16 protein-coding genes are annotated in these 15193 nt (G+C 47.9%); 8 read left to right on the top strand and 8 right to left on the bottom strand.

The window, feature by feature from the left end:
* Window positions 1-32: 32 nt before the first annotated feature.
* The 3 genes from ABMV07_RS07990 to dut all read right to left on the bottom strand — a co-directional run bounded on the left by ABMV07_RS07990 (window position 33) and on the right by dut (window position 2848).
* Window positions 33-1295 carry a class I SAM-dependent RNA methyltransferase gene (locus ABMV07_RS07990; RefSeq protein ID WP_088268078.1) on the bottom strand — a complete coding sequence of 421 codons (1263 nt, stop codon included), beginning with the start codon at window positions 1293-1295 and terminating at the stop codon, window positions 33-35.
* A 298-nt stretch (window positions 1296-1593) separates the two neighbouring features.
* Window positions 1594-2331 carry a DUF3710 domain-containing protein gene (locus tag ABMV07_RS07995; RefSeq protein ID WP_088268077.1) on the bottom strand — a complete coding sequence of 246 codons (738 nt, stop codon included), beginning with the start codon at window positions 2329-2331 and terminating at the stop codon, window positions 1594-1596.
* Between the two features lie 58 nt (window positions 2332-2389).
* Window positions 2390-2848, bottom strand: a complete 459-nt coding sequence (gene dut / locus ABMV07_RS08000; protein ID WP_088268076.1) for a dUTP diphosphatase — start codon at window positions 2846-2848, stop codon at window positions 2390-2392.
* Window positions 2849-2990: 142 nt separating this feature from the next.
* Here dut and ABMV07_RS08005 point away from each other — a divergent pair, with 142 nt between their 5' ends.
* Window positions 2991-3503: a DUF3093 domain-containing protein gene (locus ABMV07_RS08005; RefSeq protein WP_088268075.1), complete on the top strand. Its 513-nt coding sequence runs from the start codon at window positions 2991-2993 to the stop codon at window positions 3501-3503.
* Window positions 3504-3537: 34 nt separating this feature from the next.
* Here ABMV07_RS08005 and ABMV07_RS08010 read toward each other — a convergent pair whose 3' ends face one another.
* Both ABMV07_RS08010 and ABMV07_RS08015 read right to left on the bottom strand, forming a co-directional pair.
* Window positions 3538-3831 carry a DUF4193 domain-containing protein gene (locus ABMV07_RS08010; RefSeq protein ID WP_088268074.1) on the bottom strand — a complete coding sequence of 98 codons (294 nt, stop codon included), beginning with the start codon at window positions 3829-3831 and terminating at the stop codon, window positions 3538-3540.
* 252 nt (window positions 3832-4083) lie between these two features.
* Window positions 4084-4641 carry an inositol monophosphatase family protein gene (locus tag ABMV07_RS08015; RefSeq protein ID WP_229254996.1) on the bottom strand — a complete coding sequence of 186 codons (558 nt, stop codon included), beginning with the start codon at window positions 4639-4641 and terminating at the stop codon, window positions 4084-4086.
* Window positions 4642-5037: 396 nt separating this feature from the next.
* On the opposite strand from ABMV07_RS08015, the gene ppgK reads away from it, so the two are divergent.
* Both ppgK and ABMV07_RS08025 read left to right on the top strand, forming a co-directional pair.
* Window positions 5038-5799 (top strand): polyphosphate--glucose phosphotransferase, encoded by a 762-nt coding sequence (gene ppgK / locus ABMV07_RS08020; RefSeq protein ID WP_088268073.1) that lies wholly within the window; start codon window positions 5038-5040, stop codon window positions 5797-5799.
* Window positions 5800-6191: 392 nt separating this feature from the next.
* Complete coding sequence (locus ABMV07_RS08025; protein ID WP_197692133.1) at window positions 6192-7781, top strand: RNA polymerase sigma factor; 1590 nt, start codon at window positions 6192-6194, stop codon at window positions 7779-7781.
* Between the two features lie 322 nt (window positions 7782-8103).
* On the opposite strand, the gene ABMV07_RS08030 is transcribed toward ABMV07_RS08025, so the two are convergent.
* From ABMV07_RS08030 to ABMV07_RS08040, 3 genes are all read right to left on the bottom strand, one after another.
* Window positions 8104-8577 carry a DUF4190 domain-containing protein gene (locus ABMV07_RS08030; RefSeq protein WP_196978014.1) on the bottom strand — a complete coding sequence of 158 codons (474 nt, stop codon included), beginning with the start codon at window positions 8575-8577 and terminating at the stop codon, window positions 8104-8106.
* A gap of 108 nt (window positions 8578-8685) precedes the next feature.
* The gene (locus ABMV07_RS08035; RefSeq protein ID WP_088267949.1) at window positions 8686-10395 is read right to left on the bottom strand and encodes a DEAD/DEAH box helicase; all 1710 of its coding nucleotides are present in this window, start codon (window positions 10393-10395) and stop codon (window positions 8686-8688) included.
* Entirely contained in the window at window positions 10395-10634 is a 240-nt protein-coding gene (locus ABMV07_RS08040) for a DUF3039 domain-containing protein (protein WP_014316792.1), read from the bottom strand. Before ABMV07_RS08040 ends, ABMV07_RS08035 begins: the two co-directional genes overlap by 1 nt.
* A 59-nt stretch (window positions 10635-10693) precedes the next feature.
* On the opposite strand from ABMV07_RS08040, the gene ABMV07_RS08045 reads away from it, so the two are divergent.
* From ABMV07_RS08045 to ABMV07_RS08065, 5 genes are all read left to right on the top strand, one after another.
* Window positions 10694-11182, top strand: coding sequence for a DUF3099 domain-containing protein (locus ABMV07_RS08045; protein ID WP_088267950.1), 489 nt, complete (start codon window positions 10694-10696; stop codon window positions 11180-11182).
* 42 nt (window positions 11183-11224) lie between these two features.
* Entirely contained in the window at window positions 11225-12760 is a 1536-nt protein-coding gene (locus ABMV07_RS08050) for a methyltransferase (RefSeq protein WP_374064381.1), read from the top strand.
* Window positions 12761-12770: 10 nt separating this feature from the next.
* Window positions 12771-13208, top strand: a complete 438-nt coding sequence (gene dtd, locus ABMV07_RS08055; RefSeq protein ID WP_374064380.1) for a D-aminoacyl-tRNA deacylase — start codon at window positions 12771-12773, stop codon at window positions 13206-13208.
* A gap of 83 nt (window positions 13209-13291) precedes the next feature.
* A complete protein-coding gene (locus tag ABMV07_RS08060) occupies window positions 13292-14281 on the top strand; it encodes a sigma-70 family RNA polymerase sigma factor (protein WP_088267953.1) in 990 nt (329 codons plus the stop codon).
* A 228-nt stretch (window positions 14282-14509) separates the two neighbouring features.
* A complete protein-coding gene (locus tag ABMV07_RS08065; RefSeq protein WP_088267954.1) occupies window positions 14510-15190 on the top strand; it encodes an iron dependent repressor, metal binding and dimerization domain protein in 681 nt (226 codons plus the stop codon).
* The last annotated feature ends 3 nt before the right edge of the window (window positions 15191-15193 follow it).

Here is a 15193-nt window from a genome sequence, read left to right on the forward strand (position 1 = left end):
AAGACTCTAACAGCAAAGTCCCTTTGATCTAATTAGTTTTTCTTTGTTAATAAACCGATGGTTTCGCAGTGATGCGTACCGGGAAAGGCATCGAATACACGCAGTTTTTCCAAAATAAAACCATTCCGGTTCCATTCGGCGATGTCACGAGCAAACGTTGCAGGATCACAACCAATGTGTATTACAGCTTGCGGACCCGCTTGTGCAATTGTTCGTACTGTTTCAGTACCAGCCCCTACTCGAGGCGGATCTAACACAACTACAGTAGGGGCAGGGAGTTTATTCATGGCGCGCTCAACTGTTGCCGTGTGGAAAACTATTTTTTGAGCTTCCACTAGTTGAGAAAGAGCTCGTTTTCCAGCCGAAACTGCAGCCGGCGCACTTTCCACACAATGGACAACACCACGATTGTCAACTGCCGATAAAATCGCAGTGGCAAAAGACCCACATCCACCATAGAGATCCCACGCAACGAATGACGAATCTGTATTCCGAAATACTAGAGATCCAAACCATTCCCGAATGGTATCGGCATATGCTTGAGCCGCATCTTTGTGAGCTTGCCAAAATCCAGTTGCGGGTAATTCAAATGTAACGCCATCAACAACTTGGGAAACTTTGCCAGTTCCTTCTACGACTTTTACCATTGATTCGGTACGTTTACCGCGAGGCGCCGGTTGAGTCTCAACGACAGTGCGCTGACCGAGATCATCACAAACAACCACTACTTGGGATCCTGGAGTAAAATGCAGTACGTTCTGTTCCGAACCTACTATGCCATCAAGCAACCCCACTACGCCTTGACTACATGGCACTCCCGAAACTACATCATGTGACTGACCAGCGAATCCCCCAGCTCTGCCCTGAGTATCCACGCCTAAACGCATGCGAGTACGCCACTGAGTAGGAGAACCAAATGATACAACTTCACATGATGGAGGCTGCGCGATCTTTCCGAGCCTCTCCAGTTGTTCAAGAACTAAATCAGCTTTGTATCTGCCCTCAATTTCTGGATCCAATTCACTAAAATCACAGCAGCCAGCACCATTCGCAGCAGCTAGGCATCGTTGCTTCGTTCGAAGTGGGGAGGGCATTTCGATCGATCCGGTGGTAGCCCGAGCAAACTTCTTTTTCACATGGGTGATATTTGCGCTCAGCCGATCCCCTGGGAAAGCACCTTTCACGAATATTACTCGTCCATCGTATTTAGCAATTCCCAGTCCGCCATGTGCAGCATTAAGAATTTCAACATCTATTACGCTTCCGCGTTCAATGTCTTGCTTGTCCTTTGTCATTTCGTTCTTTTTCTTCGTCTGGTGGAACGGTGGACGTCGAATCTAAGAAGTCATTGACCGCCTGATTGGCGCGTTTCACCATAAAATACATCATTTTTGCAACTACTCGGGTAAGAAATCTCAACTAATTTGCGAGCGTCTATTCGTATCCAAAGGGCATATTGACCGCTAAGAACTTACTGAGATCTAATAGCCACCCAGATTTAGCAAGTAAACTCTGCGAAGAGTAAATCCCCAGTTATGCCATTGTTCATTTTCCGTCTGATACGTAATTCACAAACAATATCTAAATCAATTGTTATTCAATCGGAGCTGCTTGCTGTTCAGATCGCCGCATCAATTCCTGTTGAACCTGTTCTGCCAAGGGTTGTGGCAAGGCTACTGGAAGACTACTTCCTGCCAAAATTGGCTCATTTCCGCGGCGGACAAATGTACGTGACACAACCTCTCGGCCCAATTCGGCCATACGATCAGCGCTTTCCGAAGGAGCTGCCAAGGTAACTCTTAGCATCCATCGAGGTCCATCAACACCAATAATTCGGATCACGCCGTTGCCGTCATCGGAGGTTCCTACGATCTCGCGTCCCCACGGCCCTTGTTGGAAATCGACATCAAGATTGTCAGCACGCATTCCTTCAGCGATTTCTTGGATTGCGGAGCGCCACTGGCCAGGTGCCTTAGGGGCAGCAAACGCTACGGGGGTGATACGACCAAATTGAGTCAAAATATGAAGCATTTTGGGTCCATCTGGCCCCATTTCCACTTGAACTTCTGATGTCTTTGGCAAAGGTACAAGAAGTGACCCGAGGTTGAGAATGCCGCCTGCAAAATCGGAGAAATCAAAACCCTCAATATTCACAGAATCAGCATCAAAAGGGCCAGTTTCCCCTGAAATTGCATCGTGAATTGGATCTGGTGAATCTGCGGTAGCTTGAGCTAGATTTTCTTGTGTATCCACGCTCTGCTGTACAGCAGCTGCTTCCCGATTACTTTCTTCATGATCAGAATCGCCATTTTGGCGTTTAAAAGGCCACATAATTACTCCGTTGGTTGATTGTGAAAGAAGTTTTGGTGTTGCTCCACAGATTCTAGTCTCAGTTAACTCCAGTAGAACCGTAGCCGTTGATACCGCGCTCAGTTTCTGACAATGTTTCAACTTCACAGAACCCGACCAGCTCAACCTTTTGCACCAGTAATTGTGCAATCCTTTCCCCTCGCTCAATGTGAATGGGAGTAGTGGGATCCAAATTAATCAGGCATACTTTAATCTCTCCGCGATAATCAGCATCGATGGTGCCTGGGGTATTGACGATGCTTAGGCCTTCCTTCAAAGCACGCCCAGAACGAGGGTGAATAAGACCAACAGTGCCTATCGGCAGCGCAATAGCTATTCCGGTTCCCACGAGAACTCTATGTCCCGGTTCGATTGTGACACTTTCAGCCGAAAATAAATCAGCTCCGGCGTCGCCGTGGTGCTTGCGAACCGGCAGTGGAAGTTCAGGGTCTAAGCGTTGAATTGCCACCATGCTTGACTTTTCGTGGTCGTTTTCCATTCGGTATCTTCCTCACCTTCAGCTTGAGCAGTTGAACTTCAACTGATACGAGTTATGACGAACTATCAAGATAACAAAGGTTGCTTCTAAGTTCAGAAAGTGTCGTTGGCTATTGTTGCCAGCATAAGTAGACTATCGAGTTGTGACTTCCCTAAATTCTAGTGCTGGATCGACTGCAGATACATCGGTTATTTATTCCGAAAAACAATGGGTTCCATGGCACTGGTGGTTACTCGGCGCATTCGTTGTAGCGCTAATTACTGCGCAACTTGCAATGAACCGTTCCGTATTATGGTTGTATGCCCCTGCGATCCTTCTCACTGCAGTGGCAGTGTGGGTATTGTTATCGCTTTCCAAGACCAGGATTGCAGTCGAAGTTGATCCAGATGGTACTCGTTGGTTGGTTGCTGGCGATGCAAATCTTCCTGATTCAGTAGTTTCGCGATCGATGATGGTCCCCGCAACTGCAAAAAGAAATGCCATGGGGCGTCAACTAGACCCCAGCGCTTTTGTGGTTTCACATGAATGGGTACCTGAGATGGTGATGCTGATCCTAAATGATGATGACGACCCTACGCCCTATTGGCTCGTTTCTTCCAAAGATCCCGAATCACTACTTCACGCATTTTTGCCACATCAACACCCCTCTCGATAACAAAAATGGAGCTGCATTTATGCAGCTCCATTTTCTATGCACAGTCTTTACACACAACAGACCCATCATCTTCTACATGATCGATCCGATTATTACGCTGCACGAGGAAACACTCAGAGCACGTGAATTCATCTGCTTGACGAGGAATCACGGTGACATTGAGCTCTTCACCACTAAGATCAACTGCAGGCAACTCAAAAGGCTCGACGATCTCTCCGTCGTCATCCATATCGTTTTTGCTAGATTCCGCGGCTTTTAGTCCTTCGAGAGAATCGGATTCCATCTCATCTTCTTCTCGACGACGAGGTGCATCGTAATCAGTGGCCATGGGGCACTCATCCTTATACGTAGTGTCAGGAAAAGCGATCAAAGCATTGTTACAAGGGGGGCTGGCTCGATCGCTTTTGTGGCTTTCTTCGAGGCGCATATTAAGTGAGTTTTTTAAGATTGTCACCTCCACGATCCATGTGTCGCCAGTGGGGGTAGTAAAGCCGCAAACGCAATCGTTCGCAGAACCTTTTATTTCCGCATGTCAACTGGATAAAATTGCAGCTCAAGTTCACGAAATATTGTTGATGAACTAGCCAAAAGTAGTGCCCCCCGCCGAAGAAGCCAATTTAAGCTCTGGCCGCCTTATTTTGGCACCCGCTTCTTGAGCAATTAATGCACCCGCCGCAAAATCCCAAGCATTAAGGCCATGTTCATAATATCCATCAACACGCCCTTCAGCTACGGCACAAAGATCCAAAGCAACACTACCGAATCTGCGTATATCTCTCACCCTGGGCAAAAGACTAACTAGTAACTTAGCTTGATCTTCTCGACTCTGAGAAGAGTACGAAAATCCGCTAGCGATCAAGGCTCGTTGTAGATTTGAACACGTTGAAACCTCAATAGCTTTTAGCGCATCAGAATCGCCTCTCAAAACGAAAGCTCCACTACCATTTGCTGCAACGTAAAGATCACTAGTCGCGACATTAATCACAGCACCTGCCACGATGTTTTCACCGATACACGCTGCCAGCGAAACCGCGTATTGCGGAATTCCATAGATAAAATTCACGGTCCCGTCGATGGGATCAACTATCCAGGTTATTCCAGTGCTGCCTGAAGATTCTGCGCCTTCTTCTCCTAACATTCCATCATCTGGTCGCAAGTGCGACAAAGCACTAGCGATAAATGCTCAGCGGCCTTATCAACGATCGTTACGGGATCTACATCAGACGATTTCGTTTCCATTCCCGCGGTGACGTCGCCAAGCTCTCTCATTGTGCACCTAATGTGAACTGCTGCCTGACACGCCAATTCTGCATACTCACGTAAAGAATCCACTCTCACAGAGAGTTGCTCCACTACATGTTCTTTCAAGCCTGTTTTAGTCATGTGTTTCTCTCCAGAAAATTCGCAAATTGGAATTCCAACCCAAGATTGGCGTACCTCATGTATAGCCTCACAGAGTTCAAAAATATGTTGCTGATCTCAAAGGCGATTTGTACACCGCTTTGTAAGAAAGAACTACTACTAGTTCAGTAGAATGATCCGCATGGAAAACATCGGATTTGGTATCGACGTTGGCGGCTCTGGTATCAAGGGAGCGCGCGTGAATCTAGACACAGGAGAATTTGTAGGAGATCGTATCAAGATTCTTACTCCTAAACCTGCAACCCCCGATGCAGTCGCCGAAACAATCAAACGCATCCTCGATCAAGCCGAATGGGAAGGGCCTGTCGGCATTACTCTACCTTCCGTCATTCATGAACAACGAGCCCTCACCGCCGCCAATATCGACCTATCGTGGATTGATGTAGACGTAAAAGAGCTATTTGCTCGACACTTAGGCGACATCGATGTTTCGGTTCTCAATGACGCAGACGCTGCGGGATTGGCAGAAGCCCAATTTGGCGATCCCATTGCACGCGAAGGAAGTGTAATCCTTCTAACTTTTGGTACAGGTATAGGTTCAGCATTCTTAGTCAACGGTACGTTGTTTCCTAACACTGAACTGGGCCACATGCTCGTAGATGGCGAAGAAGCAGAAAAATTCGCATCGTCTGCAGCCAAAGATCGCGATGAAATTGGATACGAAAAGTGGGCTAAGCGCGTATCGAAGGTACTCAACGAATATGAGCAGCTCTTTTGGCCATCAGCTTTTATCGTCGGTGGTGGCATCTCCCGTAAAGCTGAAAAGTGGGTACCTCGCCTCACCGTTAACACCAAGGTTGTCCCAGCTCAGCTAAGAAACACCGCTGGAATCGTAGGAGCTGCTATGGCAGCATCCCAGCATCTTCACCCTTAGTAACTCAGGGCAAAATTACGGTTGGAATTCAATGTGATTTTCACCAGCCATTACATAAATTAGCCGTATCGAACACTCCTGATTCCGCAACTGGAGCATTCAATACGGCAAAAATTACTATTTTGTTTTATAATGGCGTTTTGTCTAACTGAGCGTGCTAACACGATCATTAGAGTGCAATCACAGCAACCGATCTACATGTACGCAATCGTGGGCTATGGCGCCATGCCAAAGTCATTTTTGCCACCCCTTAGTTTCATGCAATTCCTCTCAACTAAGAGTAAAACGGTTGTAGCAGTTACACTCAATGGTCTTTCAAAATTCCGTTGAATGCTGATAGCGGATTTGTTCGCACCTGAGTGTAGTTTTAACTCCCAATCGAAAGGGCTTACGTGGCAGCCACTGAGAATTCAGAATCTTCCGCAACGGCAACCGCTGAAGGCACAGTGCCTTCAGGACAAGGCTTGGCGAATGCTGGCGAGGCATCCTCTGCCACTGTCAAAAAGGCTGCTAAAAAGGCTGCCAAGAAAACCGCACGCAAGGTTGCCCGCAAAGTTACTGCAGTTAAAGTAGCTGCAACACCAACAGTGACAAGCTCTGCTGAATCAGCTACAGCCGAGCCAGCAATTGAGCTTCCTTCATCTGAGCCAGTCAAAAAGGCTGCTAAAAAGGCTGCCAAGAAAACCGCGAAGAAGGTCGCTAAAAACGCAGCAAAGAAAACTGTCAAAAAAACGACAGCAAAGAAGCGCACTCGCAAATCCGCTAAAAAAGTCGCTACTCCGGCACATGAAGAAGCGACCCAATCCAGCGAAGAGTCCGAGGACGAGCTGGAATCGCTAGATGGCGAAGATTCAGATGAAGATTATGAACCGCATCTGGATAAATTTGACGACGACAATGAGATGCACACCGACGAGCTCGGAGAAGATCTCGAAGAAAATGACTCTTCCGATGATGATTCAGATGAGGATGAAGGTCCTTCGGTCTGGGATGAGGACGAGTCAGCGGCATTACGTCAAGCACGTAAAGATGCAGAGCTTTCTGCATCTGCAGACTCCGTTCGCGCATATTTGAAACAAATCGGCAAGGTAGCCTTGCTGAATGCCGAACAGGAAGTTTCCTTAGCTAAGCGTATCGAAGCAGGCCTCTATGCCACTTACCGCATGGAGCAAATGGAAGAAGCGTTTAATAACGGAGATAAGGAAGCGAAACTTACTCCAGCTGTCAAACGCGATCTTCGAGCAATCGCAAGAGATGGGCGTAAAGCCAAAAATCATCTACTAGAAGCGAACCTTCGTTTGGTTGTGTCCCTTGCTAAGCGCTATACGGGCCGTGGCATGGCGTTCTTGGATTTGATTCAGGAGGGCAACCTGGGTCTTATTCGTGCTGTAGAAAAGTTTGATTACACCAAGGGTTACAAGTTCTCCACGTACGCTACTTGGTGGATTCGCCAAGCGATTACACGCGCAATGGCAGATCAGGCTCGCACTATCCGTATTCCGGTACACATGGTCGAGGTCATTAATAAGCTTGGACGGATTCAACGTGAGCTCCTTCAAGATCTCGGTCGCGAGCCTACTCCTCAAGAGCTCGCTAAAGAGATGGACATCACTGAAGAAAAGGTTCTTGAGATTCAACAGTACGCTCGCGAACCTATTTCTTTGGATCAAACCATCGGTGACGAGGGCGATAGTCAGCTCGGAGACTTTATCGAAGATTCTGAAGCTGTTATTGCAGTTGATGCCGTTTCGTTCACGTTGTTGCAAGATCAACTCCAAGATGTTCTCCATACACTCTCCGAACGCGAAGCTGGTGTAGTTAAGCTCCGCTTCGGACTTACAGATGGAATGCCGAGGACTTTAGACGAAATTGGTCAGGTCTATGGTGTTACTCGTGAGCGTATTCGCCAGATTGAGTCGAAGACAATGTCAAAGCTTCGTCACCCCTCTCGTTCACAGGTGCTCCGAGACTATCTCGATTAAATCCACACTGGATTGTTGACAGCGCTCAACGACACTGCGGAGGAAAAACTTCCAAAAAATAGCGACCTCTTTACAGTTGAAATTATTTTAGGGGCTGGGGCCGAAACGAGTTTCGGCCCCAGCCCCTAAAATAATTCTTTCATGACACTCGATCGCTAAAGGTTCCAGTTTCTCTAATTCAAAGATCGCTACGAGCCACTTTGTCGCAAAATCTGCTCTTCATAATCTGGTGTTGTTACCTCATTTCAGATTATGAAGAGCAGATTGAATATTTAAAGCAGCCCCCTATCGTATTTTCTCTGTCCTTGCGAAAATACGATTCTTACTTGCTTTGGTTTAATTCATTGACCTTTTGATTTACACACTCTTGCTGCTGCTCAGAAGTTTCTAGGGAGGCACATTCTCCGAAAGTGTCTTTAAATACGGTAAGCAGCAATATAGCTGCCACTACCGAAATGATGGTAACAACCAAACCAATAATGAGAGCAGAAATCGTCATGCCTTTTCGGGGTTCACTACCCAAAGGCATTTTACGAAGTTTGACGAGTGAAACAATCGCGAGAATGACCGAAATGACGGCTGGAATCCACGCAAAGCCAGTACCAAAAATGCTAAAAAGTACCACGACAGAAACGATTGCCAAGCCTAGGGCCCAAGGAGCCAAAGAATTTTTCATTGGCAACTGCTCGTCTATTGGAAGATCAGCTGGGTATCCCGTTGTTGGATAGCCTCCATTGCCTTGATCATTGCCAAATTGTGGTTCACCGGCAGGGTAAGAATCATTTGGTGTAGTCACGGTTCCCTTTCAATAGACTGAATTTTGCACTTTACTTCTTTTAATAAAGCATTGCATTTTCTATTATGCACAAAAGTGAGCTTGTATGAGGAAAACTTTTATATTCTTTTACCAACGTCGTAGATAATCGATACGCGCTTGAAGTTGCTCCGCAGAGCACATTGCGGTAGGTGGACCACCGCACTTTTTTCGTACTTCTGTATGAATTGCACCATGTGGTCGTCCAGTGCGACCTGCAGTGATCGAGACTAAGGCATTTAGTTCTTTTCGCAACTGTGGAATTTTCACAGATGCGACATCATGAACTTCAGATTCGCGTTCCTTTTTCCATTTCTCCCTTTCTTCATTTTCTAGTTGTTGGCGTTTTTTCGCTTCTTCGTCTCGGGCAGTGAGTTGCTCGTTCTGACGTTTACGTAATAGTGCTCGCATCTGATCTGCATCTAATAGTCCTGGGAGGCCAAGATAATCAGCCTCCTCATCAGAGCCCGTAAATGTACCAGTTCCGTAAGACGAACCATCATAAATAAGCGAATCAAGCTCGGCTTCAGCACCAATTGATTCGTATGAACGAAGCTCGTCTCTTTCTGTTTCTTCCCTATTTGCTTGCGCTAATAGTTCGTCATCCCATCCTTCGTTAGGACGGTCCGGTTTACCGAGTACATGGTCACGGGAGTTCTCCAGTTTGGCCGCAAGATCCAACAACACTGGAACTGATGGTAAGAATACCGAAGCCGTCTCTCCTTTTTTACGTGAACGCACAAATCGACCGATTGCCTGTGCAAAAAACAAAGGAGTTGAGGCAGAGGTAGCGTAAACACCGACAGCTAGCCGAGGTACGTCCACGCCTTCCGAAACCATACGAACTGCAACCATCCATTCATCGGTATTGTCGCTAAATTCTTCGATTCGTTTCGATGCGCCGACTTCATCTGAGAGCACGACAGTTACAGGTGTCGACGAAATCTTCTCCAAGATCTTGGCATACGCTCGAGCTGCTGTTGTATCGGTTGCTATAACCAATCCGCCGGCATCGGGAATGCTCCGTCGCAACTGCAATAACCGAGTGTGCGCAGCTTGTAATACGGCAGGTATCCAATCTCCTTTAGGATCCAGAGCAGTCTTCCACGCCCGAGCCGTTTGTTCTGGATTAAGTGGCTCTCCTAGTCGAGCAGAGAATTCTTCGCCTGCGCTAGTCCGCCATCGCGCTTCACCAGAATAGGCGAGGAACACAACTGGACGCACCACGCCGTCAGCAAGGGCATCCGAGTATCCATAGGTGTGATCTGATCTCGATACAAGATGCCCCTCGTCGTCTTCCTCGTATCGGACAAATGGAATAGTGGAATCGTCGGAACGAAATGGCGTACCGGTAAGCGCTAATCGACGTTCAGCGTCTCCGTATGCTTCTCTTATACCGTCACCCCAACTTTTGGCGTCACCACCGTGATGGATCTCATCCAAAATTACAAGCGTCTTCTTGGAAGTCGCTACAGCATAGTGCTTAAAGGGATGCATGGAAACTTGGGCATAGGTGACCACAACGCCGTCGTATTGCGGATTGACCGCGTCAGAGTTCTTAAAATGAGGATCTAAGGAAAGCCCCACTCTGGCAGCCGATTGTGCCCACTGAATCTTCAAATGTTCAGTGGGCACGACGACAATAACTCGATCTACGGTTTTGTTCCCTATCAACTCCGTAGCCACGCGCAATGCGAAGGTTGTTTTTCCTGCTCCAGGCGTAGCAACAGCTAGAAAGTCTTTGGGGGCTTGCATTAGATACTTAGTCAGCGCTTTTCGCTGCCAAGCGCGTAGTCCCATCACTTTTTTCGCAGTCCCCGATACACGCGTTCGCAATCAGGACACACAGGTGATCCAGGTTTTGCTTGCTTAGTCACGGGGAATGCTTCTCCGCACAAAGCAACTACCATTCGACCGGACACCGCCGAATCCACGATCTGATCTTTCTTCACATAGTGAAAGAATTTTGGAGTGTCGTCTCCAGTGTTTGTTTCTTCCCTTATGTCAGGACGTTCGATAGTTTTCGTGCTAGTACTCACGCCCCCTATATTGCACCATTTTGCGCCAACTTGGCTACGCGGGTCTACCCTTATGACTCATGGACGAAGACTCACTGATACATGCGCACACGGATTTTTCTCATCATGCTGTAGATGAAGTGCACATTAGCTCTGGTAAACGTGCTTTTCGACGTATCTTGGGTCATCGTGTCGAATTAGTCACGGATGCATCTCGTGGTCCAGAACAAGATCGTCATCATCGCGAGGTGGTATATGCATGGCTGCAAGGGCTTCGTATCCCTTTTTTAGTCGCTTCGATGGCTACGTACATGTGGTGGCATAACGTAGTCGTTTCAGTAATTTTATTTGTTATTTGCATTCCATTGCCGTGGATCGCAGTCGTCATTGCTAATGGTGTGGGCGAGAAACGCGATCCACGTAAAAAAGCTGTGTACAAACCTGCGGCAGCCCGTGAACAAGCAGAATACGTAGCGCTCAATCAGACAAACCGTAGGGCATTAGATCAGAAACCCAGTGATTGTTTCGATGATACGAATCCGATGGTGATCGATATGGATTCCGATTAGTATCAAAGATTCGTTTACCAACAGCAGTCAGGAAATTTAGCAATGCGCACTCCCTTAAGTTCCGTCTCACCTCAATTGGTTCAGCGATTCCACGAGCTGGGTTTCACGCCCTCGTCGATTCGAGATTTTCTTGGACGTCCAGGGTTTGCAGCAATTGGTAGAGGCGAACCGGCTTCTGTTCTCTATGCCATGAGAGAAAACGAAGACTACGATTTCTATACTTTGATTTCAACGTTTATTCTCCATCGCCCAGGAGCTGCCGAGGAGTTGCGCCGAGTTCTAGGTGAATCGTTAACGGATCAATTGACGGAAACTGGTGTTCTCGAAATTGTCGATGCATCAGAAGCGTATCTCGCCGCAAAAATCGATATTCGTTGGCTTGAGCTTGAAGATGATCTATTTTGGGTATTTTCTGACACCGATGCTTCAATGATTGCCGATCATGTTCCTGGCAAGGATCATGTCCTCGGCGTTGGGGCGGCTAGTCTTTCGCTATTAGCCACTACCCCACGTTCACCGGTTAATTCTGTTTTGGATTTAGGAGCTGGTTCCGGTGTTCAGGCGCTGGGCCAGTTGAGACATGCTCGATCAGTCACAGCAACGGATGTACATTTCCGAGCTCTCGATTTCGCGGAGGCTACGTTTGCTGGAGCACATTTCGATGTCGAAATTCTCGATGGCTCTTGGTTTGAACCCGTGAAGAATCGGCTGTTCGACCGCATCGTAGCCAACCCGCCTTTTGTTGTAGGTCCACCCGAAATCGAGCATGTTTATCGGGATTCAGGCCTTGATTTAGACGGCGCAACGGAAACGGTAGTTCGCGGAGCAGTAGATCATCTTCATTCCAATGGTACGGCGCACATTTTAGGGTCATGGGTCCATAAAAATGGCGAGTCTGTTGCTTCGCGTGTAGCACAGTGGATTCCCAGCCACGGTGTGATCGCTTGGTTTTTACAGCGTGACACAGTCGATCCAATTCAATACGTCAATACTTGGTTACGTGACGAGTCGATCGATCCCCGCTCTGAAATCGGTTTTAAGCGGACGCAATCATGGTTGGAACATTTTTCGCGAGCCAAAGTCGAAGCTGTGGGATTTGGCTATGTAGCCATCCAACGTGTCGATGATTCCATTCCTTCTGAAGTTTATTTTGAGGAGTTGACTCATCAGGTTGACGATTATCTCGGCGATGAGATTGAAGAGTTTTTTGCGCGTGTGGATTGGCTTCGTGAAAAAGACCGTGACGGCATCGCACAGTCACAGTTTTATATACGTCCAGGGGTTGCCAAAGAATCTATTTCAGTCACCGACATTGAATCAGGAATGGGATTTACACATCTTAAATATCGAATCACGAGGACTGATGGTCCACGTTGGAGCCATGAGGTTGACGAACACATTGTTTCTGTCATCGCTGGTTTACACCCCGAAGGCTTGACACTGGAAGACGTCGCGACGCTTTATGCGGTCAGTAATGGGCTTGACGACGAGTCCTTCGTCGATGCCATTATTGATCCAGTCGTCGCCCTTATCCGCCATGGCATTCTTTTGCCAGCCGAGATCACAAAGGGATGGTGACTACTGAACCATGCGAGCTGTATTGACTCGAGTACTTAGAGCGTCCGTGACCGTCAATAAAGTCGTCGTAGGGGAAATAAACTGCCCTTCCACTGGAGGAATTCTTGCTTTGGTCGGAGTAGGCCGCGATGATAGCGCTTCTGCATGGGAAACGATGACTCGAAAGATTGCAGAACTTCGAATCCTCAAAGGGGAACAAAGTGTAGAAGCTGCCCATGCACCTGTATTGTTGGTTAGCCAATTCACTTTGATGGGGCGTACTGCAAAAGGACGCCGTCCTTCTTGGTCCGATGCAGCTCCAAGCGATCCCGCTGAAGAAACCATCACCAAGATTGCGAACGGACTGCGATCCCGCGGGATATCCGTTTATGAAGGAAAATTCGGTGCAGATATGCAGGTGGAATCTGTCAATGACGGACCGTTTACTGTGATCATCGAATGCACCTAGCCTCCCCACACATGGGGGTAATGGAACTAGATTTATCAATTCACCGTTGTTCCATGTGTAGCAACGAGAGCTAGGAGGTCATTATGACAAGCCCTTCCGACGTGGAAGCATCCACGGAGACCGTCGACCGCGGTAGCCGCAGGAATCAAACGAATGATAACCCTTCAGCAGATCTCGTTCGTGTCTACCTCAATGGCATCGGCAAAACTGCCCTGCTCAATGCCGAAGATGAGGTCGAGCTCGCACAGACCATTGAAGTCGGACTCTATGCGGAATATCTCTTAGAAAATTCCCAAGAGCCACTGACCCGCGCAATGAAAAGGGACCTTAAAGTATTAGTCAAGGAAGGGCGTAAAGCACGTTCCCATCTCCTAGAGGCCAATCTACGTCTCGTGGTATCCCTAGCAAAGCGTTATACCGGACGCGGCATGCCCCTACTGGACCTTATTCAGGAAGGTAATTTAGGGCTCATCCGTGCGATGGAAAAGTTTGATTACTCCAAGGGTTTTAAGTTTTCCACCTATGCAACTTGGTGGATCCGCCAAGCCATCACACGTGGCATGGCAGATCAGTCCCGAACGATTCGCTTACCCGTCCACCTCGTAGAGCAGGTAAACAAGCTTTCTCGCATCAAACGCGAGATGTATCAGCAGCTCGGACGTGAGGCAACCAATGAAGAGCTTGCAGAAGAGTCTGGGATTGAAGAATCCAAGATTGAAATGTTGCTTCGTCAGTCCCGTGACCCCGTAAGCCTAGATATGCCAGTGGGCGCCGATGAAGAGGCCCCACTTGGCGACTTTATCGAGGATTCCGAGGCTACTGATGCTGAATCGGCCGTAGTTGCGTCGTTGCGCCACTCTGATATCAGAACGGTCTTGGACACTTTGGAACAGCGTGAACAGGACGTTATCCGCCTTCGCTATGGACTCGATGACGGAGTTCCCCGCACTCTAGATCAAATTGGTCGTCAATTTGGACTGTCTCGTGAAAGAGTTCGCCAAATTGAACGCGAGGTCATGTCGAAACTGCGTGATGGCGCCCGTGCCGAAAAACTTCGAGCCTATGCACATTAAGGAAAGTTTGCTTAGATATACCTACCAATAAAGGCATAAACACCTATTAAAAGTAATCTTTAGATTAGCGTTATAATTAAGGTCTCATCGAAACGCGCGCTGCGGGACTGCAACTTAACAAGAAAACGATTCCGTATTGTTCACGCTACAATTCGTTGTAGATTGATAGGAATTGATCACCAGCACCCAACGCAGTCTCCACTGGCATTATAAGGAAAGAGGCTTACAATGAAGGACTTAGTCGATACCACAGAGATGTACTTGCGCACTATCTATGAGCTGGAAGAAGAGGGAGTCACTCCCCTTCGCGCTAGGATCGCCGAGCGTCTGGAACAATCTGGACCTACAGTTAGCCAAACCGTTGCCCGTATGGAGCGCGATGGACTTGTCGTTGTCGCCTCAGACCGTAGTCTACAAATGACGCCAACAGGTCGTACGTTAGCGACTGCAGTCATGCGTAAGCATCGCTTAGCAGAGCGCCTTCTTACCGATATCATTGGCCTAGATATCAATAAAGTTCACGATGAAGCCTGCCGATGGGAACATGTCATGAGCGACGAAGTTGAGCGCAGGCTCGTGAAAGTGCTGAAAGATGTCAGCAGGTCCCCCTTCGGAAACCCGATTCCAGGGCTTGACGAACTAGGCGTAGGTAATTCCGACGCGGCAGCCCCCGGAACTCGCGTCATCGATGCTGCCACAAGCATGCCCCGCAAAGTACGCGTTGTTCAGATAAATGAAATCTTCCAAGCTGAAACGGATCAATTCACGCAGCTCCTCGACGCTGATATCCGTGTCGGATCAGAAGTCGAAATCGTAGATAGAGACGGGCATATCACGTTGCGCCACAATGGAAAAGATGTCGAACTGATCGATGATCTGACTCACACTATCCGTATCGAAGAACTCTAAATA

Origin of the sequence: Corynebacterium belfantii (assembly GCF_041898185.1) — a bacterium.
Classification (GTDB): Bacteria; Actinomycetota; Actinomycetes; order Mycobacteriales; family Mycobacteriaceae; genus Corynebacterium; species Corynebacterium belfantii.

Coding starts and splice junctions, on each gene's coding strand:
- ABMV07_RS07990 (WP_088268078.1), bottom strand. CDS start 1,295: ATGACAAAGGACAAGCAAGACATTGAACGCGGAAGCGTAATAGATGTT.
- dtd (WP_374064380.1), top strand. CDS start 12,771: ATGCGAGCTGTATTGACTCGAGTACTTAGAGCGTCCGTGACCGTCAAT.
- ABMV07_RS07995 (WP_088268077.1), bottom strand. CDS start 2,331: ATGTGGCCTTTTAAACGCCAAAATGGCGATTCTGATCATGAAGAAAGT.
- ABMV07_RS08060 (WP_088267953.1), top strand. CDS start 13,292: ATGACAAGCCCTTCCGACGTGGAAGCATCCACGGAGACCGTCGACCGC.
- ABMV07_RS08010 (WP_088268074.1), bottom strand. CDS start 3,831: ATGGCCACTGATTACGATGCACCTCGTCGTCGAGAAGAAGATGAGATG.
- dut (WP_088268076.1), bottom strand. CDS start 2,848: ATGGAAAACGACCACGAAAAGTCAAGCATGGTGGCAATTCAACGCTTA.
- ABMV07_RS08065 (WP_088267954.1), top strand. CDS start 14,510: ATGAAGGACTTAGTCGATACCACAGAGATGTACTTGCGCACTATCTAT.
- ppgK (WP_088268073.1), top strand. CDS start 5,038: ATGATCCGCATGGAAAACATCGGATTTGGTATCGACGTTGGCGGCTCT.
- ABMV07_RS08015 (WP_229254996.1), bottom strand. CDS start 4,641: ATGTTAGGAGAAGAAGGCGCAGAATCTTCAGGCAGCACTGGAATAACC.
- ABMV07_RS08035 (WP_088267949.1), bottom strand. CDS start 10,395: ATGGGACTACGCGCTTGGCAGCGAAAAGCGCTGACTAAGTATCTAATG.
- ABMV07_RS08045 (WP_088267950.1), top strand. CDS start 10,694: ATGGACGAAGACTCACTGATACATGCGCACACGGATTTTTCTCATCAT.
- ABMV07_RS08050 (WP_374064381.1), top strand. CDS start 11,225: ATGCGCACTCCCTTAAGTTCCGTCTCACCTCAATTGGTTCAGCGATTC.